Genomic DNA, 25,197 nt, shown 5'->3' with positions numbered 1-25,197 from the left:
CGAAAGTCGGCGGCGTGGATCGCCGCCGACCGATGGTCTCAATCTGCCACTTCGACCAAAAGCTCGATTTCGACCGACAATCCCAGCGGAAGGCTGGCGACGCCGAGGACGATACGGCCCGAGAGAAGCTCGCGACCGAAGACCTTGGCCAGCAGATCGGATGCGCCATCGGCGACTTGAGGATGATCGCGGAAATCGCCTGATGTTGCGATGTAGACGCCGAGCTTGGCGACGGCAGCGACCTTGTCGAGCGAACCGAGCGCCGCCTTGATTGCCGACAATGCACTCAGGGTAGCGATTTCCGCGGCGCGCCGTCCCTCATCGACCGTTAATTCGACCCCAAGCCGGCCGACGACCTGCGGCTTGCGGTCGATAACCGGCAGCATTCCGCTCAGATAGAGCAGCTTGCCGATCCTGACCCCTTCGACATAGTTGCCGAACGGTGTCGGTGGAGGAGGCAGCGCGATGCCGAGTTCATTCAGCCGCTGTTCTGCGCCAGCGGCGGGTGCTTGCCCGCGGCTTACCATTTGCCCAAATGCGCGCCGCCGTCGACGTTCAGCACCTCCCCGGTGACGCGGGGCGCCCTGGTCAGGAACAGGACCGCATCCACGATTTCATCGACGCTGGAAATGCTGTGCATCGGCGAGAGCGTGTTGAGGAAATCCTTCGGGTTGTCCTTGTGGAGCGGGGTGTCGACGACGCCGGGTGCAACGACGTTGACGCGGATACCGTCCCTTGCGTATTCCATGGCGATATTCTTCGAGATCGCATTGATGCCGCCCTTGGTCAGCATCGCGACCGAGGCGTTCATGCCCGCGATCGGGCGATCGGCCAGCGGCGTCGTGATGCTGACGATGCTGCCGCCTCTCTTTTGCGCCAGCATCTGCTTGACGACCAGCTGGGTCGTGTGGAGGAAGCCTTCGATGTTCGTCGCGCTCAGCTGGCGGTAGTCTTCGGCGGTGTAGTCGACGAAGGGCTTGGTGAAGAAGATACCGGCATTGTTGACGAGTGCGTCGATCGAGCCGAATCGATCGATCGCGGTTTCGACCACGCGTTTCGCCGTGGCCGGATCGGCGATATCGCCGTCGACGCGGGCCAGCCGGTCCGATTCGACGATGTCCCGGGACTGGCTGACGCTTCGCGAGGTTGCGACGACACTGTAGCCCTGAGCGAGGAAGGCGTTTGTAAGGCCCGCGCCGATACCCTGGGACGCGCCGGTGATGATGGCGACCTTGTTGGTCATTTGATCTCTCCACGGTTGGATTGCGTTCGTGGGATCAATATGATCGAGGTGCGATTGCACGATTATATGAAATTATCTGGAATTACTTTTCCATCAGTGCAAAAGTCGCGGGCATGGTCGATTTGAACGATATCGCGGTCTTTGCGGCCGTTGCCCAATTCGAGAGCTTCAGCCGGGCGGCGCGGGCGCTTGGCATGCCGGTCTCCACCGTCAGCCGCAAGGTCACGGCCCTCGAGGAGCAACTGGGCGTCACTCTGTTGCAGCGGACGACGCGCAAACTGAACCTCACGCTTCAGGGGCGCGCTTACTACGCGGAATGCAGCGAACCGCTGAAGCAGCTTCACGACGCGGAACGGGTCCTGAGCGAAGCGCAAAGAAAACCCGAGGGGCTTTTGCGCATCACAGTCCCCATGACTCTCGGGCAGCCGCCGTTCTTTGATTTCCTGTCTGGTTTCCTGAAGAAATACCCCGAGATCAAGGTCGACCTGCTGGTCACAAACATGTTCATGGACCTCGTTGCCGAAAACATCGACGTCGCGGTCCGGTTTGGCGAATTGCGCGATTCGTCGCTCGTCGCACAGCGCATCGGCAGGAGCACCCACTTCCTCGTGGCTGCTCCAGAATACGTGCACGAACACGGCATGCCCTCCGCGCCGGAAGATCTGCGCGACCACCGCTGTGTGCTGGTCAACGCCCGGAACAATGAAACCGAATGGCATCTCGTCAACGGGGACGAATCGATCAGGCTTCACGTGACCGGAGCCGTCTCGGTCCACGATATTCAATCGGCCAGCGCCATGACCGAGCGAGGCCATGGCATCGGCCGGCTACCGCCGATCTTCTGCGACAGCCTGCTTGCGAACGGCAGGCTCGTGCGCGTGCTTCCCGGATGGTCGGCCCCTGATGTCTTTGTGCACGCGGTCTATCCGACGCGGCGGTTTCTGCCGTCGCGACTGCAGGTCTTTCTGCAGGCGTTGAGAGCCTGGCGTGGCCCGGCATGGCAGCCGCTTCGCTAGCCGTCGACCTCTTCGCGCTTCTGCGCGAAAACGCTGAAGCCGGCGCGGCGATAGGTGTCCTGCGCCTTGGGATGATCCCATTCGTCGGTGTGAAGCCAGATGCGGTTCGGGCCGCGGCTCCAGACAGCGCGCAGCGCGCTGTCGAGCAGGAACGGTCCGAGCTTCCTGCCGTACGCCTCGGGGACCAAGCCGAAATGGGTGAGCTCGATGTCGGGTGTCCCGACGCGGTCGAATTCGCAGAGCCCGACCGCTCGGTCGTCCACCCGCAGGATGTGGAGGCCAGTCGATTCGCTGCGAAGAAAACCGTCGAGCTCGGCTGCGCTCATGCGCAGGCGCTGATCCCAGCGCAACGGCTCGCCGACGGCGCGGTAGAGCGATAGGAACGTGGCGGCATCGGGCAGCTCGGGCGCGACCGCTGCATGCTCGATCGGCGGTGGAAGCGCTTCGCCCGCGCGTTGTCCACGCATTTCCATATAGGTCACGAGCAACTGAACCATGAGTGCACCAGTGTAATGCGTTTGGCTGGAATCTCACATTTTGGCCGGGGGCATAGAGCGCTGCGTAAACGCGAGTGGGGAACGGCCCGGGGAATGTGTCGGAGGGTTGGAATTCTATCTATTTGATTTTTATGGTGATCCCGGCGCGATTCGAACGCGCGACCCCCAGATTAGGAATCTGATGCTCTATCCTGCTGAGCTACGGGACCACTTGGATAGCACCCATACAAAAGCAAGGCGTCTTAGCCAAGTGTTTTTGCATGAGTACCGGCGGAAATGCAGGCCGTGTCGAGCTTCGGCTATCCTGAAAGGGCGGCGCGTCGCCGGGGTCCCCACGGGTTGAAATCGATTACGAAACGGGGGCTGGTCTTTCCGGTCTTTCGAATGCTAAGCAAGGCGGGCGTCGGCTTGAGGAGGCTGGCGTTCCCCGTGAGACCTTCATCAGAGACCTGATCCACATATGTTCATCGGAATAGATTGGGGCGGCACAAAAATGGAAGTCATCGCGCTTGGCCGCGATGGCGAAACGCGCGCCCGGCATCGCGTCGCGACCCCGACCAGCGGTTACGACGACTGCATTCGCGCCGTTCTCGACCTGGTTGCCGCGGCGGAGCAGACGGCGGGCGAAAAAGGCTCCATCGGCATCGGCATTCCCGGCAGCCCCAACCCGCGCACCGGCATCGTGCGCAACTCCAATGCGGTGCTGATCAATGGCAAGCCGCTCGGACGTGACCTGGAGGCGGCACTCGGCCGTGCGGTCAGGCTCGCCAACGACGCCAACTGCCTGGCGGTTTCGGAAGCGGTCGACGGTGCGGGCAAGGACGCGCATGTGGTTTTCGGCGTCATCGTCGGCACCGGCCATGGCGGCGGCCTTGCGATCGACAAGAAGGTGCATGCCGGCTACCAGGGCGTTGCCGCCGAGATCGGCCACTATCCGCTGCCCTGGATGACGAAGGACGAGTATCCCGGGCATAAGTGCTGGTGCGGCAAACACGGCTGCCTCGACATGTATGCCTGCGGTACCGGCGTCGAGCTCGACTATCGCCTGACGACAGGTGTCGAAAAGCGCGGGCGCGACATCATCGAGGCGAAGCGGGCGGGCGACCCGGTGGCAACGGGCGTCTACGAGCGCTTCGTCGACCGGCTGGCGCGCAGCCTGGCGCTGCTCACCAATATCGTCGATCCCGACGTTTTCGTGCTCGGCGGTGGCATGTCGAATGTCGACGAGATCTATGACGACGTGCCGCCGCGGGTGGTCAACTATCTCTTCGGCGACACGTTCGAAACCCCCATCCGCAAGGCCCTGCATGGCGACAGTTCCGGTGTGCGCGGTGCGGCCTGGCTCTGGAAGGACTGAACCCATGAATATCGACAAGGACTTGGGCCGCATCGCGCGGCAGGAACAGGAATTGCAGTTCGAGCGCTTCGATCTCGAAACGGCCTGGGAGCTCGGCGCGCTGCTGCGCAAGATGGCGGTCGAGCGCAAGCTCGGTGTGGTCATCGATATCACGCTGTTTTCGATGCAGGTGTTCTACGCCGCGCTCGAAGGGGCGACGCCCGACAATCCGAACTGGGTGCGCCGCAAGCGCAACACCGTCTTCCGGCTGTTCAAGAGCAGCTATGCCACGGGCCGCGAGCTCGCCAAGGCACAGACCAATCTGCAGGCAAAGCTCGGGCTTGCCGATGCTGATTACGCCGCGCATGGCGGCAGCTTCCCGATCGTCGTCAAAGGCACCGGCTGCATCGGCGCAGTCACGGTTTCCGGCTTGCCGCAGCGCGAGGACCACAACATGGTCGTTGAAGCGCTTTCGTCCTTGCTCAGCAAGGATCACGACGCGCTGAAGCTTGAGGGTTAAGTGTTGGCAGGCGATATTTTCTCTCAGTCCCAGATTTTGTCGCAATGGCTGGCCGACAAAGCCCTGCCGCTCTGGCGTGACAAGGGTGTCGATCCCTCAGGTGGCTTCGTTGAGACGATCGACATGGCAGGTGAACCGACCCGCGCCAACCGGCGTTCGCGGGTGCAGCCGCGGCAGGTCTATTGCTTCTCGGAGGCGGGCCGACGCGGATGGAGCGGCGACTGGCGCGGTGCTGCCGAAGGCGGACTTGCCTATTTCGATCGCGTCTTCAAGCAGCCGAGCGGTTTCTACGGCGCGCTCGCCGATGCCGACGGTAATCTTCTCGATCCGTCCTTCGATCTCTACAACCAGGCTTTCGCGCTGCTCGCCTTCGCTTACCTTGCCGAGGTCGTGCCGGCTCGAAAGGCGGAGATGATCGAACGCAGCAACGACCTTCGGTCTCGGATCGAGGCGCATGTCAAGCATCCGGTCGCCGGCTTCGAGGAAGACAACCCTCCGCGCCTGCCGCTTTGCTCCAACCCGCACATGCATCTCTTCGAGGCGTGCCTCGCCAGCGAGGCGGTCGAGGGCTTCGATCAGGTCGCCTGGGCCAATCTCGCTGACGAGATTGCGGATCTGGCGATGGATCATTTCATCGACGCTGAGACCGGCGTCCTGCGTGAGTTCTTCGATCACGACTGGGCGCCGATTGCCGGCGACAAGGGCCGCATCGTAGAGCCCGGTCATCTCTTCGAATGGGCCTGGCTGCTGTTGCGCTGGGCGGAACGCCGCGGCAGCGCCGAGGCGATCGTGAAAGCGCGGCGGCTCTTCGATATCGGCGAGGCGCACGGCATCTGCGCGAACCGCAACGTTGCGATCATGACGCTTCTCGACGATCTCTCGGTGGCCGACCCGATCGCGCGGCTCTGGCCGCAGACCGAGTGGCTGAAGGCCGCGGTTCGTTTCGCGGCGCTGACCGGCGGCGCCGAGCGGGAGCGTTATCTCGCTTCGGCTGCGCGGGCGGCGGCAGCGCTTCAGACTTTCCTGGAGACCCCGGTCGCGGGTCTCTGGCGCGACAAGCAGAAGGCCGATGGCAGCTTCGTTGACGAGCCTGCACCGGCCAGCAGCTTCTATCACATCCTCTGCGCCATATACGAAACCGAGGATTGCCTGGCACGGCTTTGATTTGCCGTCCGGAGCAGGTCCTTTCATAATGGCCCGTCGCAATCGCGGCGGGCCATTTTCTTTGTCCAGATGGCCAAATGTGATCGCGCCATATGTTGACATAAAGATATCTTTATGTGATTGACTCGATTATTGTTTGTCGTTTTCAGAACGGGAGATTTCCCATGTCCGCCATCGGCGCCCTTTTCGGTGACGTTTCCTCCAAGCCGGACGGCTCCGAGATCAAAGAGGCGCTGCGTCGGGCGGCGAGTGAACGCATCCTGATCATGGATGGCGCGATGGGCACGGAAATCCAGCAGCTCGGCTTTATCGAGCAGCATTTCCGTGGTGACCGGTTCGGCGGCTGCGCGTGTCATCAGCAGGGCAACAACGATCTTCTGACGCTGACGCAGCCGAAGGCGATCGAGGACATTCACTACGCCTATGCGATCGCCGGCGCCGACATCCTCGAGACCAACACCTTCTCCTCGACCCGCATCGCCCAGGCCGACTATGGCATGGAGGACATGGTCTATGAGCTCAACCGCGACGGCGCCCGGCTGGCGCGCCGCGCCGCCAAGCGTGCCGAGGCCGAGGACGGCCGCCGGCGCTTTGTCGCCGGCGCGCTCGGACCGACCAACCGCACGGCGTCGATCTCGCCCGAAGTCAACAATCCCGGTTACCGCGCCGTCACCTTCGACGACCTCAGGATCGCCTATGCCGAACAGATCCGCGGGCTGATCGACGGCGGCGCCGATATCATCCTGATCGAGACGATCTTCGATACGCTGAACGCCAAGGCCGCGATCTTCGCCACCAAGGAAGTCTTCGCCGAAAAGGGCATCGAGCTGCCTGTGATGATCTCAGGCACGATCACCGACCTTTCGGGCCGCACGCTTTCCGGCCAGACGCCGACCGCCTTCTGGCATTCCGTTCGCCATGCCGATCCGTTCACCATCGGGCTCAATTGCGCGCTCGGCGCCAATGCCATGCGCGCCCATATCGACGAGCTCTCGGGCGTTGCCGATACCCTTGTCTGCGCCTATCCGAATGCCGGTCTGCCGAACGAGTTCGGCCAGTATGACGAAACACCCGAGCAGATGGCCGCCCAAGTGGAAGCCTTCGCGCGCGATGGCCTCCTCAACGTCGTCGGCGGCTGCTGCGGCTCGACGCCGGCTCATATCAGCGCGATTGCGAGAGCGGTTGCCAAGCATCCGCCGCGCGAGATCCCCAAGGTCGAACCGCTGATGCGGCTCTCCGGCCTGGAACCGTTCACGCTGACCGCGGACATTCCCTTCGTCAATGTCGGCGAGCGTACCAACGTCACCGGCTCGGCCAAATTCCGCAAGCTGATCACCGCCGGCGACTATTCGGCAGCGCTCGATGTCGCGCGGGACCAGGTGGCAAACGGCGCGCAGATCATCGATATCAACATGGACGAGGGCCTGATCGATTCGAAGCAGGCGATGATCGAGTTCCTGAACCTCGTCGCCTCCGAGCCGGATATCGCCCGCGTGCCCGTGATGATCGACTCGTCGAAATGGGAAGTGATCGAGGCGGGCCTGAAATGCGTTCAGGGCAAGCCGCTGGTCAATTCCATTTCCATGAAGGAAGGCGAAGAGGCTTTCCTGCATCACGCGAAACTCTGCCGCGCTTATGGTGCAGCGGTCGTTATCATGGCCTTCGACGAGGTCGGTCAGGCCGATACCAAGGCGCGCAAGGTCGAGATCTGCAGCCGCGCCTACAAGCTCTTGACGGAAGAGGCCGGCTTCCCGCCCGAGGATATCATCTTCGACCCGAACATCTTCGCGGTGGCGACCGGCATCGAGGAGCACAACAATTACGGTGTCGACTTCATCGAGGCGACGCGCGAGATCATCAAGACCTTGCCGCATGTGCATATCTCCGGCGGTGTCTCCAACCTCTCCTTCTCCTTCCGCGGCAACGAGCCGGTGCGGGAGGCGATGCATGCCGTCTTCCTCTATCACGCCATTCAGGCGGGCATGGACATGGGCATCGTCAATGCCGGCCAGCTTGCCGTTTACGATGCAATCGATGCAGAGCTGCGCGAGGCCTGCGAGGACGTGGTGCTCAACCGCCGCGCCGATTCGACCGAGCGCATGCTTGAAATCGCCGAGCGCTATCGTGGTCAGGGTGGTTCACAGGCGCGCGAGAAGGATCTCTCCTGGCGTGAATGGTCGGTCGAAAAGCGACTGGAACATGCTCTGGTCAACGGCATCACGGAGTATATCGAGATCGACACCGAAGAGGCCCGGCTAACCGCCGCGCGGCCGCTGTACGTCATTGAAGGCCCGCTGATGGCCGGCATGAACGTCGTCGGCGACCTCTTCGGTTCCGGCAAGATGTTCCTGCCGCAGGTGGTGAAATCCGCACGCGTGATGAAGCAGGCGGTTGCCGTGCTCTTGCCGCACATGGAGGCGGAGAAGCTTGCCAATGGCGGCGAAGCGCGCGAAAGCGCCGGCAAGATCCTGATGGCGACGGTCAAGGGCGACGTGCACGACATCGGCAAGAACATCGTCGGCGTCGTGCTCGCCTGCAACAATTACGAGATCATCGATCTTGGCGTCATGGTGCCTTCGGCGAAGATCCTCGACGTGGCGCGCGAGCGGAAGGTCGATATCATCGGCCTTTCGGGGCTCATCACCCCGTCGCTCGACGAAATGGTGCATGTCGCCTCCGAACTCGAGCGCGAAGGCTTCGACATTCCGCTTTTGATCGGCGGCGCGACGACCAGCCGCGTCCATACGGCGGTCAAGATCAATCCGCGCTACGATCGTGGCCAGACTGTCTATGTCACCGATGCCAGCCGCGCCGTCGGCGTGGTTTCAAGCCTCCTGTCGCCGGAGGCGCGGGGCAACTATATGGAGACCGTCCGGGCGGAATACCGCAAGGTTGCAGAGGCGCATGCCCGCAACGAAGCGGAAAAGCGACGGCTGCCTTTGTCGCAGGCGCGCGCCAACCAGCACAAGGTCGACTGGTCTGCCTATCAGGCGAAGGCGCCGTCCTTCCTCGGCACGCGGGTCTTCGAGAGCTGGGATCTGGCGGAACTCGCCCGCTACATCGACTGGACGCCGTTCTTCCAGACCTGGGAACTGAAGGGCGTTTATCCGAGGATCCTGGAGGACGAGGCGCAAGGTGCGGCCGCCCGGCAACTGTTCGACGACGCCCAGGCGATGCTTGCGCAGATCATCGAGGAGAAGTGGTTCGCGCCGAAGGCCGTGGTCGGCTTCTGGCCGGCCGGCACCGTCGGCGACGACATCCGGCTCTTCACCGGCGAAGATCGGGCGTCTGAGCTTGCGACCTTCTTCACGCTGCGCCAGCAGCTGACGAAGCGCGACGGCCGCCCGAATGTGGCCCTTTCCGACTTCGTCGCTCCGGCCAGCAGCAGCTCCAACGACTATGTCGGTGGCTTTGTCGTCACCGCCGGTATCGAGGAAGTGGCGATTGCCGAGCGTTTCGAACGCGCCAATGACGACTATTCCTCGATCCTGGTCAAGGCGCTGGCCGACCGTTTTGCCGAGGCCTTTGCCGAGCGCATGCATGAATATGTGCGCAAGGAGCTCTGGGGCTATGCGGCCGACGAGGTCTTCACGCCGCAGGATCTGATCGGCGAGCCCTATGCCGGCATCCGTCCGGCGCCGGGCTATCCGGCGCAGCCCGACCATACGGAAAAGGCGACGCTCTTCCGGCTGCTCGATGCGGAGGCAGCGATCGGCGTCAGCCTGACCGAGAGCTATGCGATGTGGCCGGGTTCGTCAGTGTCCGGCCTCTATATCGGCCACCCCGAGGCATATTACTTCGGTGTCGCCAAGGTGGAGCGCGACCAGATCGAGGATTACGCGACACGCAAGCGCATGCCGGTGCGCGAGGTCGAGCGCTGGCTGTCGCCGATCCTCAACTACGTGCCGATGCCGGAGACCGAGGCGGCCGAGTAATCTCGTTCGAATGGCAGCCAGACGGTCCGGTCTTGGCCCGTCCATTCGCACGGAGGCCGTCGCGCCCGGGGAGTGCGGTCAGTCGGGAAGGCTTGCCAGAAAGCCGATGAGCGCGACGTTGAAGCGGTCCGGCCGCTGCAGCGGTGCGAAGTGGCTGACGCCGGGGAGCAGGATGAACTCGGCGCCGGGAATGCTGCGCGCCAGATAGTCGGCGTGCTCGCGCTTGATGAACTCGTCGTTTTCGCTCTGGACGATCGCGACCGGTACGCGGATCCGGCCGAGTTCTTCGGCGGTGTAGTTCGGCTCAGTCTTCTGCATCTCGCTGACGGCATCGACGAAGGCGCCGAAATCATCCGGCGTTGCCGACAGCTGTCTGTAGTCGCTCGAATGGCGGCCGAAGCAGCGGTCGAGCGCCGGGCTCGGCTCGATTTCCATGGTTCCGCTCGGGTCCATGTTGCAGGCGAAGAAGAAGACGCCGGCGGCACGCTCCGGTTCCATCGAGGCGAGGACGAGCGCAATGCAGGCGCCGTCGCTCCAGCCGGCAAAGGCTGCTTTTTGAAGCTCGAGCCTGTCCATAACGGCGAGCACGTCCGACGCCATCAGCTCATAGGTGTAGGGCCTGGTGTCGCGGGTGCTGCGGCCGTGGCCACGGCTGTCGATCAGGATGACGCGGTGCCCGGCCTCAAGCAGCGTCGGGACCTGGTAGCCCCAGTTGCCGCTATGGCCGAGGCCGCCATGCAGCAGGATCACCGGAGTGCCCCTGCCATAGGCTGCGTACCAGATGCGCGCGCCATTGTGCTCGACGTGGCCCTCGACGGTTGCGACGGGCAGAGGCGCTGCGCCATGCTCGGCAAACGCGACAAGATCATCGTCCCGGAACTCCATGCGCTCAGTCTCCCGTGCCTGATTCACGACGCGGGAAGCTTAGTTCATCGGTTGCGGCTCGGGAAAGTGCCAGGAGCCGTCGAGAATCTCCTTCCGGGGCCGGTAGAGCCGCACGGTATAGTTCCAGCCGTCGACCACAGGCAGGCAGTTGGGGATCTTGCCGTCGCAGCCGCCGAACTGGATCGAGACGCTGCCATCGTCGCCCTTCTTGGCGGTGATGTTGTTGATGGTATAGGCATCATACCGGTTCTTCTCGTAGAAGCCTTGTGCATCGTAGACGCTGACCGACCAGAAGGCATCGACCGGCACGTCCTTGACGTCAAGCTTGTAGATCGTCTTGCCGTCATTCTTAGTGAGCGTGATGTTGAGATAGGTCGCATCCTTGTCGGGATTGCCGCCCCAGCCGGTCGCGGTGCCGATCAGGTGGCGGATGGGATCGACCTCTTCCCTGGTGCCGAACGCCTTCTTGAAGTCCGGCATGGTGGCGCCGAGGGCGAGCAGCGCCTCGCGCACCTTCTTCTGGCTGGCCGGATCCCACGCGGGAACCTCGAACTTGCCTTCCTTCTGCTGGCTGGCCTTGATCGCGTCCTGCAGGGTGTGAACCTCGGCGATATCCTTCGGGTCGGCCGGATCGACGAGCGTGCGGACGCCGACGACGACGTAGCGCGTGCCGACCTTTTCCTTCGTCAGCGTCGTTTCGCCGGCGCCGTAGACGACCTCAGGCACGTAGTGATCCTCGTTGATCACCTGCAACGACATGAAGCGTTTTCCCGCGTCCGGCATGGTGATGGTAACCGGCCCGGCATCGAGATCGAACACGGCCGACGAATAGAGCGTATCGCGGTTGAGGCGAATGACGGTCTGATTGTCGATCGAGGCGGGCTCGCGCCGGTGCAGGAATTTGCCGAAGGCACCGTCCTTGACCATGGAGGCGAGGTACATGTCGCTTTCGGCACGAACGAAGTTGTCAACGCCGACCGTGTCGGGGTCGGCGGCGGTTGATTGTGTGGCGACGGCCATCACCAGTGCGCCGGCCATGAAGAGCGAACGACAAAACATCATGCTCGGATCCTTCTCAGTCAGTTGCCGCGCTGCATCGGCGGCGCTCGCTTCGTCACCTAGCGTGGCAAACTCCATCCGATGGTCGCCCAAAATCGTGCCAGTTCGACGGGGAACCGCAAGTACGTAACGGTTACGACGCACGCGGGGCGCCATCGCCGGACCGCGCCGATGGCGCCGCCTGCCAAGCTGCGGTAACATCTGCGTTGGAGTACATCGTACGTTGAGAGCTCGTCGATGGAGCGCCGTCTCGCTGCCGTCCTGATCGCGGATGTCGTCGGTTACAGCCGCCTGAGCCGGCTGGACGAGGAAGGGACGCGCCTGCGATTCCAGTCGGACCTTTCCAACATCCTGGTGCCGCTTTTTATCGAGCATCACGGGCGTCTGGTGAAGACGATGGGCGACGGGCTGCTCGTCGAGTTCCGCAGCGTCGTCGATGCGACGCAGTGCGCAATCGAAATCCAGAGGCGCAAGGCGGCAGAGGTCGACAAGGGGCCAGATGGCGAGCGGCTGGATTTCCGCATCGGCATCAATCTCGGCGATATCATCGTCGAGGGCGACGACATCCATGGTGATGGCGTCAATATCGCCGACCGGGTGCAGGGATTGGCCGAGCCTGGCGGCATTGCGATATCCGGCACGGCCTATGACCAGGTCAACTCGAAGCTGAAGGCCGGTTTCGTGTCGCTCGGGCAGCAGCCGGTCAAGGGGCTCGGCGATCCGATCCGGGTCTACCGTGTGCTCCTGGACCCGGAAGCCGCGGGCAGGACGCTTGTTGAGAAAAACCGGCGAAATACTGCCTGGTTAAAGGGGCTGGTGGTCGGACTTGCGGCGATCGCAATTTCAGCCGCGCTCGCCTGGTGGCAGCCGTGGACATGGATCGGGCAGGACGGCCCGGCGCAGCGTTTCGCCTATCCCCTGCCGGACCAGCCTTCCGTCGCGGTGCTGCCCTTCATCAATGTCAGCGGCGACAGCGACCACGACCACTTGGCCGAGGGACTCACCGACGATCTCATCACCGAGTTGTCCAAGGTTTCCGGCCTCTTCGTCATCGCCCGGCACTCGGTATTTGCGCTCAAAGGGAGCGCCACCAAGATCCAGGACGTGGCGGCCGAACTCGGCGTGCATTATGTGCTGGAGGGCACGCTGCAGCGGGCCGACCAGCGGCTGCGCATCAACGTCAAGCTCTTCGACGCGGTGAGCGGGTTGTCGCTCTGGGCGGAGCGCTATGACCGCCAATATGCCGATCTCTTTGCCGTTCAGGATGACGTCATCGGCAAGATCATTGCCGCGCTTGAGGTCAAGCTCAGCGAGGGCGAGCGCGACCGGTTGGCACGGATCCCCACCGATAATCTCGAGGCCTATGACAACTACATGCGCGCCGAGCAGCAAGGCCTTATCTGGCGCGATGTCGAGACAAATCGTCAGACACTCACCTTTTATCAGCGGGCGATCGATCTCGATCCGAATTTCGCCGATGCTCATGCCGGCATAGCCCGCATCGCGGTCGACGTCTGGCGCAACGACTACAACTATCTCTGGTCGGCGGCCGTGGCACGCAAGATCGCCTATGATGCGGCCGGGCAGGCGTTGAAACTCGACGCCAACAATGCGCGCGCCCACACGGTGCTGGCGCTGCTGCAGCTCGTCGATGGACGCGCTTCGGAGGCAAAGGAATCGGCGCTTAGGGCTGTCTCGATGCAGCCCAACGATGCCGAGGCGCTCGCCAATCTGGCGCTGATCCTTGCCCAGACCGGGGAGCACGAGCAGGCCTTAGACGATATCGAACGGGCACTCAGGCTCGATCCGTCGCCCTCATCGAGCCTGCAGCTTCTGGCGGGCATCGTCTACTACACGGCGCGCCGCCTCGAAAAGGCGATCCCATTGATCGAAGCGGCGCGCGAGACGCTGCCGAAGGCGGAAGCCGTGAAGGAGTATCTCGCCTCGGCCTATGCCCAGCGCGGCGATCAGCCGAGCGCAGCGGCAGTAGCCGCGGAACTGCTAAAACTCTTTCCGGACACCAACCTGACCTATTATAGCTATCTCTATGACTACTGGCGCGAAGAGGACCTCTATCGTCACCTTTTCGGCCTGCGTGTCGCTGGCATTCCGGAATGGCCCTTCGGCTTTGTTGGTGCTGCCAGCGACCGGCTTGGCCCGGCGGAACTCAAGCAACTGACCGATGACAAGACCTGGGTTGGCGTGCACAAGAACGGCACGAGCTTCGCGCAGTTCTTCGACAAGGACGGAAACACCGCCTACCGCACCAGCAATACGAACATCACCGGCCGCATCGAGGTGAAGGGCAACCAGCTCTGCGAGAAGTATGACGGATATTTCCTCGACCGCATGGTTTGTGGCTACGTCTACCGCAACACGGCAAAGGGCGAGCGCACGGCGGACTACATCAACGTCACGCCGCAGGCTCTGAAGTTCTTCTCGATCGAGCGGTGATCGCGATCATCGTCCGAGCGATAAGCCACTCAGGGCGAGGGCTTCGTCCAGTTGATCGACGCCTTCTCGGTGAGCAGCGTCTGCTCGACCTCGGACCAGTGCTTGCGCGAATCGACCACCTTGTTCGGGTTCTTCACAAGGCCGTCAGCAGCGCCCGGATCGTAGCTGAGGTACAGCTTGTCCTCGATGATGCGCCAGGCCTTGGGGTCGATGTTGGTCGTCACCGTGCCGAAGGAGACGCCGTCGGCGCAGTAGCCGCCATATTGCGGCGCATAGCGAGTGGGTTCCTTGATGAACTGGTCACGGTGCTCGGCGCTTGCGAACTGCCAGGTGGCGCCGAGCCAGCGATAGCTGAATTCGGGCGATCCTTCGACCGCCTTGTTCTCTGTAAAGTAGGCGACCGGATCATAACCCTTGATCGCCACGTCGCCGAAGTAGCCGGTGTTGACAGGTTCTTCCGCTAACCCCGGGCTGGCGAATGCGAACAGCACTGCCGTCGCCGTGATTGCGCCCGCTATCGGATATCGAGACATGCTATGTCCTCCGTTTCCGGATGTGCTTGTTATTGTCGTTTGGTGCATTCGCCGTAGAGCCAGTCGCCGACGAGGTCGGCCTTCTGGCAGGTGGCTCCAGCCTTCAGCAACAGTTCGGCGGCCGGCCAGTGGGAGCGCCACCCCGCTTGCGTCAGCGGGGTGTAGCCGTTGCGTTCCTTGGCCTCGATGTCGGCCTTGTTGGTCAGCAGGAAAGCCACGATCTCGGCGTGGCCCTCTTCGGCTGCCGCATGCAGCGGCGACATCTTGTAGAAGTTGGCGACGTCGTTGACGGCGGCACCCTTGGCGACGAGCAGCTTGACGGTTTCGAGACTGCCGCCATAGGCGGCGGCGTGCAGTGCGGTCAGGCCGCCTTTGTTGCGGATCTCGATGTCGCCGCCGCGCTCGATGAGAAGCGCGACAACTTCGGTGCGCCCTTTGAGAGCGGCAATCAGCAGCGCCGGCTCGCCGGCCGCATCGGGCTCGGTTATGTCGGTTCCCTGATCGAGCAACTGCTTGACTCGTTCCGTGTCGCCGTCCCGTGCCGCGTCATGCAAAGGGCCGGCCATCGCCACCGCAGCAAAGGACGCCACCGCGACGAATGCTGCCAGGATAGATTTCATCGCGCAACCTCCGCCCCAGCTTCGGTCTTGCCCAATTGGAAAGAGCGAAAATACCACAGGGCGACCGGTGGAAACAGGCGTTACCGTTGCCTGATCCATACTCCTTTTGGGTGGCTGCGATGATGAATGCCTGTCAGGCGGCGACCTGCATCAGGTCGAGCATGCGGTCGATCGCGCTCGGAATGGGCGCGATGATCGGCGTCGGGAACAGCGGCTGGAGCTGTTCGGCCGCCTGGCCGAGCGGGCCGCCACCGATGATGACGGCCTCGGCGCCATCCAAGTCAATACACTGACGGACAGCGTCGCCGAGGGCTTCCAGCAGGCGCTCGGGGTTGGCGGAGAGCGCGAGCGGGTCGCCGGGCGTGCAGCGAATGCCGGTATACTGGTCCCACACGCCGAGATCGCGGGCGCGGTCGTCGATCGCCTGGATCAATTCCGGCGTCGTGGTGGCGACGCCGAACTTGCGGCCGCCCTGCGAGGCCTCGATCATCGAGGCCTCGCAGATGCCGATCACGGGGATCGCGAGGCGGCGTTTGAGGGCGGCAAGGCCGGGATCGCCGAAGGCACTGACGACAATACCGAGGCATCCAGCCTCATGCCTTTCGCCGATCTCGACGACCTCGGCAGCGGCCGCATCCAACTGCTCGGGCGTCACGATCATCGGCGGGTTCCGCATGGCCGTGGCGACTGCCACGGCCATGCGTCCTGATGCAGCCCGGCGTGCGATGGAGACCATCATGTCGCTGGTGGCAAGCGAGCTGTTCGGGTTAATCAGAAGGATATGTGCACTCACGTTCTCAGTTCCGCGCCGACTTTGATTTCAGAAGTGTCAGCCTTTGCGAGGTCGGCATCGGCAGGCTGGGTCAGGTCTTCCATCGACATGCCATAGGTCTCGGGCCCGAGCTGGATGCAGAAGGCGAAGACCGCATACATGCCGGCGGCGAGACCGAAGACCCCGACCATGCCGTAGACGTCGAAGAGCGCGCCGGCGATGGTTGGGATGAAGGAGCCCGCGGCCGAGCCGGTTGCCAGGATCAGCGCCACGCCGAAGGCGCGGATGCGGGTCGGGAAGAGTTCGGGCGCATAGATCCAGATCGAGGTGTTGAGCAAGAGCACGAAGAACTGGAAGATCGCGCCGAACATCAGCACCAGATAGATGTTGGTGCCGAGATAGGCGATCGAGACCGCCGCAAGGCAGGCGAAGACGGCACCCAGGGTCAGCACCCTCTTGCGCGGGAAGTAATAGCCGAACATCGAGGCGGCGATAGCACCGAGCACACTGCCGCTCTGGATGATCATGCTGTAGAGCAGGCTTCCCTGGAGCGTGTAGCCCATGGACACGAAGATGATCGGCATCAAGGTGAGCACCGAGAGCTGGGCGCCGTAGCTCATCAGGATGGCGATGGCGACCGGGACGGTGCGGCCGATGAAGGGCGCGCGGAAGAGTTCCTTCCAGTCGCTCTTGGCCGGTTCTTGGTCCTTGAGGTGGTCCTTGGTCAGATATTCCTGGACCTTGAGGTTGCGCGGGCGCAGCGACCCGGAGGCGAGGATCGAAAGCACCTTATTGGCCTCGTCGATCTTGCCCTGTGATGCCAGGAAACGCGGTGTTTCCGGCACGAAACGGCGATAGAAGACGACAAGCAGGGCCGGCAGAGCAAGCGAGGCGAAAAGCCAGCGCCAGCTGTTTTCACCCGGGAAGAGGGTGAAGATCATCAGGCCGAAGGCAGGTGCCAGGAAGTTGCCGAAACCGCCAGCACCGACATTGACGAGGCCGGCTGCCGTGCCGCGGAATTTTGGCGAGCAGAATTCCGACAGCATCGTGACCGCCGTGGAGATCTCGCCGCCGACCCCGAAGCCGACGATGGCGCGGGCAAAGCAGAGGGTGGCGAAGTTCGGCGCCATGGCGCAGGCGGCCGAACCGATGGTGAAAAGCAGGAGGTTGATGGTCAGCATCACGCGGCGGCCGTAGCGGTCGCCAAGGATACCGGAGAGCAGGCGGCCGATGGCGGCGCTGCCGAAGGTGATGGTGTTGAGGAAGCCGATGTCGGTGCCGGTGAGACCCCAATGTTCTTTCAGGATCGGACCGGCGACGCCGATGGTGTTCTGTTCGAAGCTGTCGAACAGGCAGCCAATGAGCACGAGGGCGAGGATCTGTTTGTGGGCGCCGGTGACGCCGATTTTGGTGAAGGCTGATTCCAACTGTCTGATGACCGGCGATGACCTGCCGGACGGCACCATATTTTCCGCTGCCATGGTTCGTTCCCCTTTATGGCTTAACAACGTGAAAATGTGAAAACTCAGTTTCATGAAATCTACATCATGAAACTGAGGTTTCATAGAAGATTCTGTGATGCACTGCGAAAGGACGGAGCCCTTCGCTGCATAAAATTCGTGGAATGCAGGTTTCGTGCCATCTCAAGAGAAACCACAGTTTCTCTTTTGCAGTCAGCGGCTTGGAGGCTGGCTGTCGTGTCGCAAGCGAACGAAACTGAGATTTCTTATGTGCAAAAAATAATCTGGCGTTTCAGGCCGCTGCCCAATCTACGCTCACAATTCCTCGAGCGCATCGTTGATGGCTTCGATGCCACGCAGCCGATTTCGACCGGCAGTGCCGGCGATTTCGATGCATCGTGTCGTCAAGAGATGGCAGAGCGCCATGACCGAGACGTGGTTGAAGAGGGGGCCTGGCGCCAGTGTCTGGCAGCGGAAATGCCATTCCGCCTGGTTGAGGAAGGGCACGCCCTCGTCGGTGATGTAGAGCAGCCGCGCGCCGGATCTTTCCAGCTGTCCGAGAATCGGCTCCATGAGGGAGACGCGCCGGCGCAGCCCGAAGAGGATCACGACATCGTCGCGGCCGATGCTGACCAGATGTTCGCCGAGCGTCTGGCCGCCGCCGGGGATGGCGGCGATGTGTTCGACCACCTGGGTCATCTGCCATTGCAGATAGGTGGCGAAGGAATGGCTGGCGCGGAAGCCGATGACCCAGACCTTGCGGGCGCCGAGAATGGCGGTTGCCGCCGCCGTCACCTGGGTCTCGGAGATGGCGAGAAAGGTCGCCTCGATGTTGGCCACGCCTTGCGCCACATGTGAGGAGAGCGACTGTTCGCCGCCGCTGTCGGTGGCAGTCGCAAGGAACAGCCGCGAGCCCGTCTGCTTGTCGGCGCGAGCATGACGGCGCGCCTCCTCGTAGTTGTCGTAGCCCAAGCGCTGGATGAAGCGGGAGACGGTCGCCTTCGACACATGCGCCAGCGCCGCCAGCTCCTGGGCCGAGTAGCTCGCGACCTCGCCGGGAAAATCGCAAAGGAAATCCCCCAGCCGCCGCTCGGCCGGATGCAGCTCCGGCAGCACCTGGCGGACGCGCGTGAGGAAGGAGCGTTCTTTGGGGCTCATGTCGATTCCATGAAACTGTCGTTTCACGGCAATCTCTGATTTTCGAGAGGATATTGCAAGCGAGGCGGGCGGGTGCCGCCTCGCTTTCAACTGGGAACGGGGGAAGGTCCTACAGCGCCGCGCGTCTTATCAGACGCGCGAAGGTCGCTGTAGCACTTTGATTTGCTGCATGTCTTCGTCCTTAAATCGAGGTCGATTTAAGGAGACATGCAGTAGCCCCGCCGTCAGTACTTCGACGGCACGTAGAGTTCCGGCGGCAGCACCTTGCGCTCGTAATCCGGGTTGAAGACGCGTTCCGGCAGCGAGATTTCCTCGTGCGGCACCTCCTCGTAGGGGAACTGCGTCAGAAGATGATCGATGCAGTTGAGCCGGGCACGCTTCTTGTCGTTTCCTTCGACGATATGCCAGGGCGCTTCCGGAATGTTGGTGCGGGCGAAGGTCTCTTCCTTGGCCTTGGTATAGCCCTCCCAGCGCACCCGCGATTGCAGGTCCATGGGCGACAGCTTCCACTGCTTCAGCGGATCATGGATGCGCACAAGGAAGCGCATCTGCTGTTCTTCATCGGTGATCGAGAACCAGTACTTGACCAGCCGAATGCCCGAACGCACCAGCATGCGCTCGAATTCAGGGACGTCGTTGAAGAACTGCTCGACCTGATCTTCGGCGGCAAAGCCCATGACCCGCTCGACGCCGGAGCGGTTGTACCAGGAGCGGTCGAAGAGCACGATCTCGCCGCCGGCCGGCAAATGCGGCACGTAGCGCTGGAAATACCATTGCGTCTTTTCACGGTCGGAGGGTGCCGGCAGCGCGACGACGCGCACGACACGCGGATTGAGCCTCTGGGTGATGCGCTTGATGACGCCGCCCTTGCCGGCGGAGTCACGCCCCTCGAAGATCACCACCACTTTTTCCTTGTGGTAGACCACCCAGTCCTGCAGCTTGATCAGCTCCGACTGCAGCTTCAGCAGCGCGCGGAAGTAATCGATGCGCGGGATCGTCGGCGGGTGGCTCTTGCGATAGATCTTGCGGATCTCTTCAGAGAGCGCCGGTTCTGAAAGCTCGAGTTCGTAGTCTTCGTCGAGCGTGTCGGCCAGTTCCGCTTCCAGCCAGTCCTGCGTCTCGATCTCGTCGTTCGACCTGTTCATCTGACCCTCCGATACGATGTGTCCACCGACAGCTTTGCAAATTCTATCGTTAGTCGGCTTATTTCACAGCCGCATGAAAGGAATTTGACGCCGGGACTTCTGCGCCCCTGATCGCCCCTATCCCTTCATATACCAGCCCCAGGGTTCGTCGGTGTCGAAGCTGGTGATCTGTTTGGTCTCGAGATAGTTGTCGAGGCCCCAGCGACCAAGCTCGCGGCCGATACCGGACTGCTTGTAACCGCCCCAAGGCGCCTCGGTGAATGTCGGTTGCGAGCAGTTGATCCAGACGATGCCCGCGCGGAAGGCAGCGGCAACGCGCTCGCAGCGCTCGTCATCGGTCGACATGACTGCGGCGGCAAGGCCGAAGCGGGAATCGTTTGCGAGGCGGATCGCTTCCTCCTCGGTCTCGAACGGACGAATGCAGACGACCGGACCGAAGATCTCCTCGACCCAGGCATCACTATCTTAGCGTCATATCGGTGAGGATCGTCGGCGCGACGAAGTAGCCCTTGTCGAATCCGGCGGATCTGCCACCGCCGGCAGCGACCGTGGCCCCGTCCTGCTCGACGGCGCGCTCGATGTGGCCGAGGACATCTTCATACTGCCCCTTGTTGACGAGCGGCCCGAGCAGCGTGCCCTCCTCCAGACCGTTGCCGACCCTGATTTTCCCGGCTTCCTCGACCAGCCGCTCCAGGAGCTTCGGGTAGAGCGGCGCTTCGACCAGAACCCGCGAAGTCGCCGAACACACCTGGCCCTGGTTCCAGAAGATGCCGAACATGATCCATTCGACGGCCTTGTCGATGTCGCTGTCGGCAAAGACGACGAAGGGCGACTTGCCGCCGAGTTCGAGGCTGACATTCTTGATGTCCTGAGCGCCGGCCATCATCACCTTGCGGCCGGTCACGACAGAGCCGGTGAAGGCCACCTTGTCCACCTGCGAATGCTCGACCAGCGCCTGGCCGACGACCGAACCCTTGCCGGAGAGGATGTTCAGCACGCCTTTGGGAAGGCCCGCAGCCTCCGCGATCGCACCCAGTTCCAGCGCGGTCAGCGAGGTGGTTTCGGCGGGCTTCAGGATCATGGTGCAACCCGCCGCAAGCGCCGGTGCCACTTTCCACGAGGCCATGAGCAGCGGATAGTTCCATGGAACGATAGCAACCGCCACTCCGAGCGGCTCGCGCACGGCGCTTGGAGATGAAGCGCTGGTGCCGACGGGCTTCGTCTTCTTCGGACTTCGCCATCGAGTTCCTCAGCGAGATCGGCATAGAAGTCGAAGCAGCCGGCGGCGTCCGCCAGGTCCCATTGGGCCTCAGGCAGCGGCTTGCCGTTGTCGGCGACTTCGAGCCGCGCCAGCGAGTGGCGCTTCTCTTCGATCTTCGCCGCGATCGCCCGGAGATAGACGGCACGCTCAGTGCCTGACAGTTTCGGCCAGGAACCGCTGTCGAAGGCGATGCGGGCGGCCTTTGCGGCCCTGTCCACGTCTTCATAGGTCGCGGCCGGCGCCCGGTGGATGACCTCTTCCGTTGCCGGGTCGACCACGTCGAGCGTGCCGCCGCGCCGCGGTTTTTCCCATTTGCCGCCAATGAACAGCCGATCCTGCATGCCATAACCCCTTTTTAGCCCGGAGCAAGTATGGCCAGTCTATGCGAAGCGCGCCAGTCGCAAGTTACGGCTGGCGTTGATCTTTTTGGTTCGGAGACGTCGCTCAGCGGTCGGTAACGCGCCCGCGCCATGCGAGGAACGGCAGAACCGGCAGCACGGCGCAGGCACTGGCAAACAGCCAGAATTGTCCAAGCGACATGAGCCCATTCGTAAACATCGCTCCCGACAGCATCCCTGCGGCAAGGCCAAGATCCATCAGGGGCAAGGTAACGGCATAGAAGACCGTCTGGCGTCCAAGGGCAGGCAGCGCTGCACGAGGGTGAAATAAGCCGCGAAAGCGACCATCTCCGGTATGCGTCCGCTTTGCGGCTATGCGCTATCGCGTTGCGTTGGCCAATGCCGGAGCAGTATTGGCGATCTGTGTAACCACCATGCCGCCGACGATGAAGAGTAGGCCGGTCAGTCGCGCCGCATTGACCGGCTTTGCGGGGAAACCCATCAGGCCGAAGTGATCGATGAGCAGGGAGACCGCCATCTGGCCGGCGATGACGGCGACGATGAAGCTTGCCGCGCCGAGCTTCGGCGCAAGGAGGAGAGCAGCGGTGATATAGATCACGCCGGCGGCGCCGCCGATCCAGATCCACCACGGACCCTTGAATGCCGTCGCAAGGCTGGGCAACGGCGCCCGCAACGCGATCAGCATCGGCAGGATGAGCGCGAGACTGACGCCGAGCGAGACGACCGTCGCCCAGAGCGGATGGCCGAGGAGGCGGCCAAGGTTGGCATTGGCGCCGGCCTGGAGGGGGACGACGGCGCCGGCGAAGATCGCCGTGGCAAGCATGAGGAGGGAGGAGAGAGTGGGCATTGTTTTTTCCTTCTTGATTGCCTCATCCTCACGCATCGATGGGAGGAATGGAAATTCAAATTTCGTACGTGTTACATTCGCCTCATGAATAATCTCGGCGGAATCGACCTGAACTTGTTGGTGGTGCTCGATGCCCTGCTGGCGGAACGCCATGTATCGCGTGCGGCCCTGCGGCTGAACAAGAGCCAGCCGGCGGTCAGTCATGCGCTTGCGCGCTTGCGGGCTCTTTTCGACGATCCCTTGCTCGTCCGCCATGGCGGACAGCTTGAACCGACGGTGCGGGCGCTGGAGATCGCGCCACAGCTTGCCGAGGCCCTGGCGCACATGCGCCAGCTCATGGGGTCTCAGCCGTTCGATCCGGCAATGGAGCGCCATATCTTTCGGCTCGCGATGTCCGACTATGCCGCCCTCGTTCTGCTGCCGCGCTTGATGGCGGTGCTGCGCCGGCAAGCGCCGTACGTCGATCTCATCGTTAGCCAGGCGAGCCGTGAAGTGATGATGTCGCAAATTGTCGACGGCGAGATCGATCTGGCGCTCGGGGTGTTTCCGACGCTGACCGAGGATCTGAGGACATCGCTCCTGTTTAAGGAACACTTCGCCTGCCTGGCAGATGGCGCGAGCCTTGGTGGCGAAAAGGCGATGGATCTGACGGCCTATCTGGAGCGGCCGCATATTCTCGTTTCGCTGCGCGGCGACACCGGCAACGAGATCGACCTGGCGCTGGCGGCCGCGGGGCACAAGCGCCGCATCGTGCTGGCGCTGCCCCATTGGAGTGCTGCGCCCGGCCTGGTTCTCGGCACGGACATGGTGCTTACGGTGGCACACCGCATCCTGCCGCGTGATGCTGAGGCCGGGTCACTGACCGTCTTCGATCCGCCCTTCGCCATCCCGCCTTTTTCGTTCCGTCAGATCTGGCATCGGCGGCGCGACGGCGATCCCGCCCACCGCTGGCTCCGGGATCTGATCACCCACATTCTCGCGCCATCGGAGTCGGTTCCGGCCATCGTTTGATCGTGGGAAAATGTGATCCTGAAAATGAAAAGGCCCGGTGCGGCGATGCCGACCGGGCCTTTCTCATAGACTCTGTTTCGCGTCAGTCGTGGCTGACGCCCTGGATCGCCGAAACCTGCCATTCCGCGCCCGGCTTGCGGACGAAGGTCCAGAGCTCGACCGCTTCGGTCAGCTTGTCCGGATCACCGCTGATGACCTTGCCCGTGGCGCGGTCTCGCATCACGTCGATGCTTTCGTAACGCATGGCAACGGTCGCGTAGTCGGTCCCGTTTTCGGACCAGGCCTCGGCCACGTCGCCCTGGACAAGGTGCACGTCGCGCACATCGTTCTTGACGCCGCTCGTCGCGTTGTCGCTCAGTTCTTCGGCGAGGTAGGACATGGCTTCCGGCGTCGTCAGGCGACGCAACGTGCCGTAGTCTTCAGCGGCGTAGGCCGCCTGCACGTCCTTCAGCATCTTTTCGAACTGTTCGAGGTCGGCCTGCTGGACGCCGATTTCGTCAGCCGGGCCGTCGGTGACGGGGGCCGGTGCAGGTGCTGCCGTCGGGCGCGCGTTCGCCTGACCGCCGGCCTGGGCGCCACCGATGCTCGGAATCTTGAACGACGGCATGCCGTTCGGCTGAGCCGACGACCGCTCGGACGGGCCCGCATAGGCCGTCTGCTGGCGGTTGCGGCCGAAGAAGCGCATGGCAAGCATGATCAGACCGCCGATGAGGAGCATCTGCACGATCAGGCCGAGGAAACCGGCCGCACCGCCGAAGCCGCCGCCCATCAGCATGCCGATCAGGCCGCCGACCATGAGGCCGCCGAGCAGCGAGCCGCCAAAGCCGCTGAAGAAGCCCGGACGGGCGTTCGGCTGGGTAGCGTTCGGGCGCGTCTGGCCGGCCGCCGGATTGGTGGCGGTGGGGCCGGCGTCCTGGCGCGGCGTCATCGAGCGGTCGATCGGTGCCGCGTTGGTCGGCGCCGTGCGGGTAACGGGCGGCTGCGAGAAGGTGCGGGTGCCGCGGCTACCGAAACCGCCACCCGAACGCCGCGCTTCGGCGACGTCTACAACTGTCAACGCGACGGTCAAGCCAATCGCCATCATTGCCAGAGCTCGTCCAAGACGCCCAAATCGCTGCATTGCCATCACAACCCCTATTCTTGCTTGGGCTCAAAACTGAGCCATCAGGGCCTGATATAGGGGTTCAAGGCCCGTGATTTAAGCGTTTCGCCTCGTATTTCGGCCAGTTTACCGTTATCCGCTGCCGCTCTCCGGGCCGAATCCGGCGTCGAATCAGCACCTTCGATCACATTGGATGTCGCATTCGTTGACGCAAAACCACCCCGCATTTTCGCTAGCGATTGGCTGCCAGGATCATGGCGGCGGCCTTTTCGGCGATCATGATCGTCGGCGAATTGGTGTTGCCCGAGGTGATCGTCGGCATGATCGAGGCGTCGGCGATGCGCAACCCCTTGAGGCCGCGAAGGCGCAGTTCGGGATCGACAACGCTTTCAGCGTCAGCGCCCATGCGGCAGGTCCCGACCGGATGAAAGATCGTCGTGCCGATATCGCCGGCGGCGCGCTTCAGGTCGTCCTCCGTCTCGTAGGATGGCCCCGGTTTGAACTCGACCGGGTTGAAGCGGGCGAAGGAGGGCTGTTTGACGATCTGCCGCGTCAGGCGGATGGCGCTGACGGCGACGTTGCGATCGGCCTCTGCGGTCAGGTAGCGCGGCCGGATGTCCGGTGCCGCGGCGAAGTCCGGGCCTTTGAGGTGCACCGAGCCGCGGCTTTCCGGGCGCAGATTGCAAACGCTGGCGGTGATCGCCGGGAAAGAATGAACAGGTTCGCCGAACTTGTCGAGCGAGACCGGCTGCACGTGATATTGCAGGTCGGGCGTTTCCTTCTCCGGGCCGGACCGGGTGAAGATCCCGAGCTGGCTTGG

General features: G+C 62.8%; 21 protein-coding genes, 1 tRNA gene and 1 pseudogene (1 of these 23 running past the window's edge). 7 read left to right on the top strand and 16 right to left on the bottom strand.

The annotated features are described in order from the left end of the window. Positions 1–38 precede the first annotated feature (38 nt). Together ACN9MO_RS15975 and ACN9MO_RS15970 are read right to left on the bottom strand one after the other, a co-directional pair. Positions 39–527, bottom strand: a complete 489-nt coding sequence (locus tag ACN9MO_RS15975; RefSeq protein WP_112997070.1) for a RidA family protein — start codon at positions 525–527, stop codon at positions 39–41. After that, a complete protein-coding gene (locus ACN9MO_RS15970; RefSeq protein ID WP_112997071.1) occupies positions 521–1,243 on the bottom strand; it encodes an SDR family NAD(P)-dependent oxidoreductase in 723 nt (240 codons plus the stop codon). The genes ACN9MO_RS15975 and ACN9MO_RS15970 overlap by 7 nt, the downstream gene beginning before the upstream one ends. Before the next feature lie 113 nt (positions 1,244–1,356). On the opposite strand from ACN9MO_RS15970, the gene ACN9MO_RS15965 reads away from it, so the two are divergent. Beyond that, positions 1,357–2,259, top strand: coding sequence for a LysR family transcriptional regulator (locus ACN9MO_RS15965; protein ID WP_112997072.1), 903 nt, complete (start codon positions 1,357–1,359; stop codon positions 2,257–2,259). Here ACN9MO_RS15965 and ACN9MO_RS15960 read toward each other — a convergent pair. Both ACN9MO_RS15960 and ACN9MO_RS15955 read right to left on the bottom strand, forming a co-directional pair. Further along, positions 2,256–2,756, bottom strand: a complete 501-nt coding sequence (locus ACN9MO_RS15960; protein ID WP_112997073.1) for a GNAT family N-acetyltransferase — start codon at positions 2,754–2,756, stop codon at positions 2,256–2,258. The two genes, ACN9MO_RS15965 and ACN9MO_RS15960, sit on opposite strands and share 4 nt — an antisense overlap. A gap of 132 nt (positions 2,757–2,888) precedes the next feature. Continuing rightward, a tRNA-Arg gene (locus tag ACN9MO_RS15955) sits at positions 2,889–2,965 on the bottom strand. A gap of 251 nt (positions 2,966–3,216) precedes the next feature. Between ACN9MO_RS15955 and ACN9MO_RS15950 the strand changes: the two genes are divergently transcribed. The 4 genes from ACN9MO_RS15950 to metH all read left to right on the top strand — a co-directional run bounded on the left by ACN9MO_RS15950 (position 3,217) and on the right by metH (position 9,711). Then, positions 3,217–4,113 carry an ROK family protein gene (locus tag ACN9MO_RS15950; protein ID WP_112997074.1) on the top strand — a complete coding sequence of 299 codons (897 nt, stop codon included), beginning with the start codon at positions 3,217–3,219 and terminating at the stop codon, positions 4,111–4,113. Positions 4,114–4,117: 4 nt separating this feature from the next. Further along, positions 4,118–4,612, top strand: coding sequence for a heme-degrading domain-containing protein (locus tag ACN9MO_RS15945; protein WP_112997075.1), 495 nt, complete (start codon positions 4,118–4,120; stop codon positions 4,610–4,612). Between the two features lie 3 nt (positions 4,613–4,615). Continuing rightward, positions 4,616–5,776, top strand: a complete 1,161-nt coding sequence (locus ACN9MO_RS15940; RefSeq protein WP_110878826.1) for an AGE family epimerase/isomerase — start codon at positions 4,616–4,618, stop codon at positions 5,774–5,776. Positions 5,777–5,940: 164 nt separating this feature from the next. Beyond that, positions 5,941–9,711 carry a methionine synthase gene (metH, locus tag ACN9MO_RS15935; RefSeq protein WP_113133421.1) on the top strand — a complete coding sequence of 1,257 codons (3,771 nt, stop codon included), beginning with the start codon at positions 5,941–5,943 and terminating at the stop codon, positions 9,709–9,711. Positions 9,712–9,789: 78 nt separating this feature from the next. Here metH and ACN9MO_RS15930 read toward each other — a convergent pair whose 3' ends face one another. Next, positions 9,790–10,596, bottom strand: coding sequence for an alpha/beta fold hydrolase (locus tag ACN9MO_RS15930; protein WP_112997076.1), 807 nt, complete (start codon positions 10,594–10,596; stop codon positions 9,790–9,792). A gap of 39 nt (positions 10,597–10,635) precedes the next feature. Further along, entirely contained in the window at positions 10,636–11,658 is a 1,023-nt protein-coding gene (locus ACN9MO_RS15925) for a DUF1254 domain-containing protein (protein ID WP_425985566.1), read from the bottom strand. A 234-nt stretch (positions 11,659–11,892) separates the two neighbouring features. Between ACN9MO_RS15925 and ACN9MO_RS15920 the strand changes: the two genes are divergently transcribed. Beyond that, positions 11,893–14,109 (top strand): adenylate/guanylate cyclase domain-containing protein, encoded by a 2,217-nt coding sequence (locus tag ACN9MO_RS15920; RefSeq protein WP_113133422.1) that lies wholly within the window; start codon positions 11,893–11,895, stop codon positions 14,107–14,109. 29 nt (positions 14,110–14,138) lie between these two features. On the opposite strand, the gene ACN9MO_RS15915 is transcribed toward ACN9MO_RS15920, so the two are convergent. From ACN9MO_RS15915 to ACN9MO_RS15880, 8 genes and pseudogenes are all read right to left on the bottom strand, one after another. Next, positions 14,139–14,642: a YHS domain-containing (seleno)protein gene (locus tag ACN9MO_RS15915; protein WP_255571361.1), complete on the bottom strand. Its 504-nt coding sequence runs from the start codon at positions 14,640–14,642 to the stop codon at positions 14,139–14,141. A gap of 29 nt (positions 14,643–14,671) precedes the next feature. Beyond that, on the bottom strand, positions 14,672–15,262 hold the full coding sequence (locus ACN9MO_RS15910; RefSeq protein ID WP_112997077.1) for an ankyrin repeat domain-containing protein: 591 nt from the start codon (positions 15,260–15,262) through the stop codon (positions 14,672–14,674). Between the two features lie 133 nt (positions 15,263–15,395). Beyond that, complete coding sequence (locus ACN9MO_RS15905) at positions 15,396–16,055, bottom strand: aspartate/glutamate racemase family protein (RefSeq protein ID WP_112997078.1); 660 nt, start codon at positions 16,053–16,055, stop codon at positions 15,396–15,398. Beyond that, positions 16,052–17,515 (bottom strand): MFS transporter, encoded by a 1,464-nt coding sequence (locus ACN9MO_RS15900; protein ID WP_058325623.1) that lies wholly within the window; start codon positions 17,513–17,515, stop codon positions 16,052–16,054. Before ACN9MO_RS15900 ends, ACN9MO_RS15905 begins: the two co-directional genes overlap by 4 nt. 294 nt (positions 17,516–17,809) lie before the next feature. Beyond that, a complete protein-coding gene (locus tag ACN9MO_RS15895) occupies positions 17,810–18,652 on the bottom strand; it encodes a MurR/RpiR family transcriptional regulator (protein ID WP_112997395.1) in 843 nt (280 codons plus the stop codon). A gap of 224 nt (positions 18,653–18,876) precedes the next feature. After that, the gene (gene ppk2 / locus ACN9MO_RS15890) at positions 18,877–19,797 is read right to left on the bottom strand and encodes a polyphosphate kinase 2 (protein ID WP_057255075.1); all 921 of its coding nucleotides are present in this window, start codon (positions 19,795–19,797) and stop codon (positions 18,877–18,879) included. Positions 19,798–19,914: 117 nt separating this feature from the next. Then, positions 19,915–21,399 (bottom strand): annotated as a pseudogene (locus tag ACN9MO_RS15885) (aldehyde dehydrogenase family protein). Between the two features lie 376 nt (positions 21,400–21,775). Next, positions 21,776–22,264: a DMT family transporter gene (locus ACN9MO_RS15880; protein WP_112997384.1), complete on the bottom strand. Its 489-nt coding sequence runs from the start codon at positions 22,262–22,264 to the stop codon at positions 21,776–21,778. An 84-nt stretch (positions 22,265–22,348) separates the two neighbouring features. Between ACN9MO_RS15880 and ACN9MO_RS15875 the strand changes: the two genes are divergently transcribed. Then, positions 22,349–23,275, top strand: coding sequence for a LysR family transcriptional regulator (locus ACN9MO_RS15875; protein ID WP_057255078.1), 927 nt, complete (start codon positions 22,349–22,351; stop codon positions 23,273–23,275). An 82-nt stretch (positions 23,276–23,357) separates the two neighbouring features. Here the strand turns inward: ACN9MO_RS15875 and ACN9MO_RS15870 are convergent, their stop codons facing one another. Together ACN9MO_RS15870 and ACN9MO_RS15865 are read right to left on the bottom strand one after the other, a co-directional pair. Next, positions 23,358–24,395, bottom strand: a complete 1,038-nt coding sequence (locus tag ACN9MO_RS15870; protein ID WP_113133428.1) for a Tim44 domain-containing protein — start codon at positions 24,393–24,395, stop codon at positions 23,358–23,360. Positions 24,396–24,609: 214 nt separating this feature from the next. Then, positions 24,610–25,197, bottom strand: the 3' end of a protein-coding gene (locus tag ACN9MO_RS15865; RefSeq protein WP_113133423.1) for a GMC family oxidoreductase. The gene runs 1,008 nt beyond the window's last position; 588 of the gene's 1,596 nt are visible here — the last part of the coding sequence; its start codon lies beyond the right edge, outside the window — the gene reads right to left on this strand; its stop codon occupies positions 24,610–24,612.

This window comes from Ensifer sp. R-19 (genome assembly GCF_049905105.1).
In the GTDB taxonomy this organism is placed as follows: domain Bacteria; phylum Pseudomonadota; class Alphaproteobacteria; order Rhizobiales; family Rhizobiaceae; genus Ensifer.
This window is presented reverse-complemented; position numbering and strand designations above follow the sequence as displayed.

Coding starts and splice junctions, on each gene's coding strand:
- ACN9MO_RS15975 (WP_112997070.1), bottom strand. CDS start 527: ATGGTAAGCCGCGGGCAAGCACCCGCCGCTGGCGCAGAACAGCGGCTG.
- ACN9MO_RS15970 (WP_112997071.1), bottom strand. CDS start 1,243: ATGACCAACAAGGTCGCCATCATCACCGGCGCGTCCCAGGGTATCGGC.
- ACN9MO_RS15965 (WP_112997072.1), top strand. CDS start 1,357: ATGGTCGATTTGAACGATATCGCGGTCTTTGCGGCCGTTGCCCAATTC.
- ACN9MO_RS15960 (WP_112997073.1), bottom strand. CDS start 2,756: ATGGTTCAGTTGCTCGTGACCTATATGGAAATGCGTGGACAACGCGCG.
- ACN9MO_RS15950 (WP_112997074.1), top strand. CDS start 3,217: ATGTTCATCGGAATAGATTGGGGCGGCACAAAAATGGAAGTCATCGCG.
- ACN9MO_RS15945 (WP_112997075.1), top strand. CDS start 4,118: ATGAATATCGACAAGGACTTGGGCCGCATCGCGCGGCAGGAACAGGAA.
- metH (WP_113133421.1), top strand. CDS start 5,941: ATGTCCGCCATCGGCGCCCTTTTCGGTGACGTTTCCTCCAAGCCGGAC.
- ACN9MO_RS15930 (WP_112997076.1), bottom strand. CDS start 10,596: ATGGAGTTCCGGGACGATGATCTTGTCGCGTTTGCCGAGCATGGCGCA.
- ACN9MO_RS15925 (WP_425985566.1), bottom strand. CDS start 11,658: ATGATGTTTTGTCGTTCGCTCTTCATGGCCGGCGCACTGGTGATGGCC.
- ACN9MO_RS15920 (WP_113133422.1), top strand. CDS start 11,893: ATGGAGCGCCGTCTCGCTGCCGTCCTGATCGCGGATGTCGTCGGTTAC.
- ACN9MO_RS15915 (WP_255571361.1), bottom strand. CDS start 14,642: ATGTCTCGATATCCGATAGCGGGCGCAATCACGGCGACGGCAGTGCTG.
- ACN9MO_RS15910 (WP_112997077.1), bottom strand. CDS start 15,262: ATGAAATCTATCCTGGCAGCATTCGTCGCGGTGGCGTCCTTTGCTGCG.
- ACN9MO_RS15900 (WP_058325623.1), bottom strand. CDS start 17,515: ATGGCAGCGGAAAATATGGTGCCGTCCGGCAGGTCATCGCCGGTCATC.
- ACN9MO_RS15895 (WP_112997395.1), bottom strand. CDS start 18,652: ATGAGCCCCAAAGAACGCTCCTTCCTCACGCGCGTCCGCCAGGTGCTG.
- ppk2 (WP_057255075.1), bottom strand. CDS start 19,797: ATGAACAGGTCGAACGACGAGATCGAGACGCAGGACTGGCTGGAAGCG.
- ACN9MO_RS15880 (WP_112997384.1), bottom strand. CDS start 22,264: ATGCCCACTCTCTCCTCCCTCCTCATGCTTGCCACGGCGATCTTCGCC.
- ACN9MO_RS15875 (WP_057255078.1), top strand. CDS start 22,349: ATGAATAATCTCGGCGGAATCGACCTGAACTTGTTGGTGGTGCTCGAT.
- ACN9MO_RS15870 (WP_113133428.1), bottom strand. CDS start 24,395: ATGCAGCGATTTGGGCGTCTTGGACGAGCTCTGGCAATGATGGCGATT.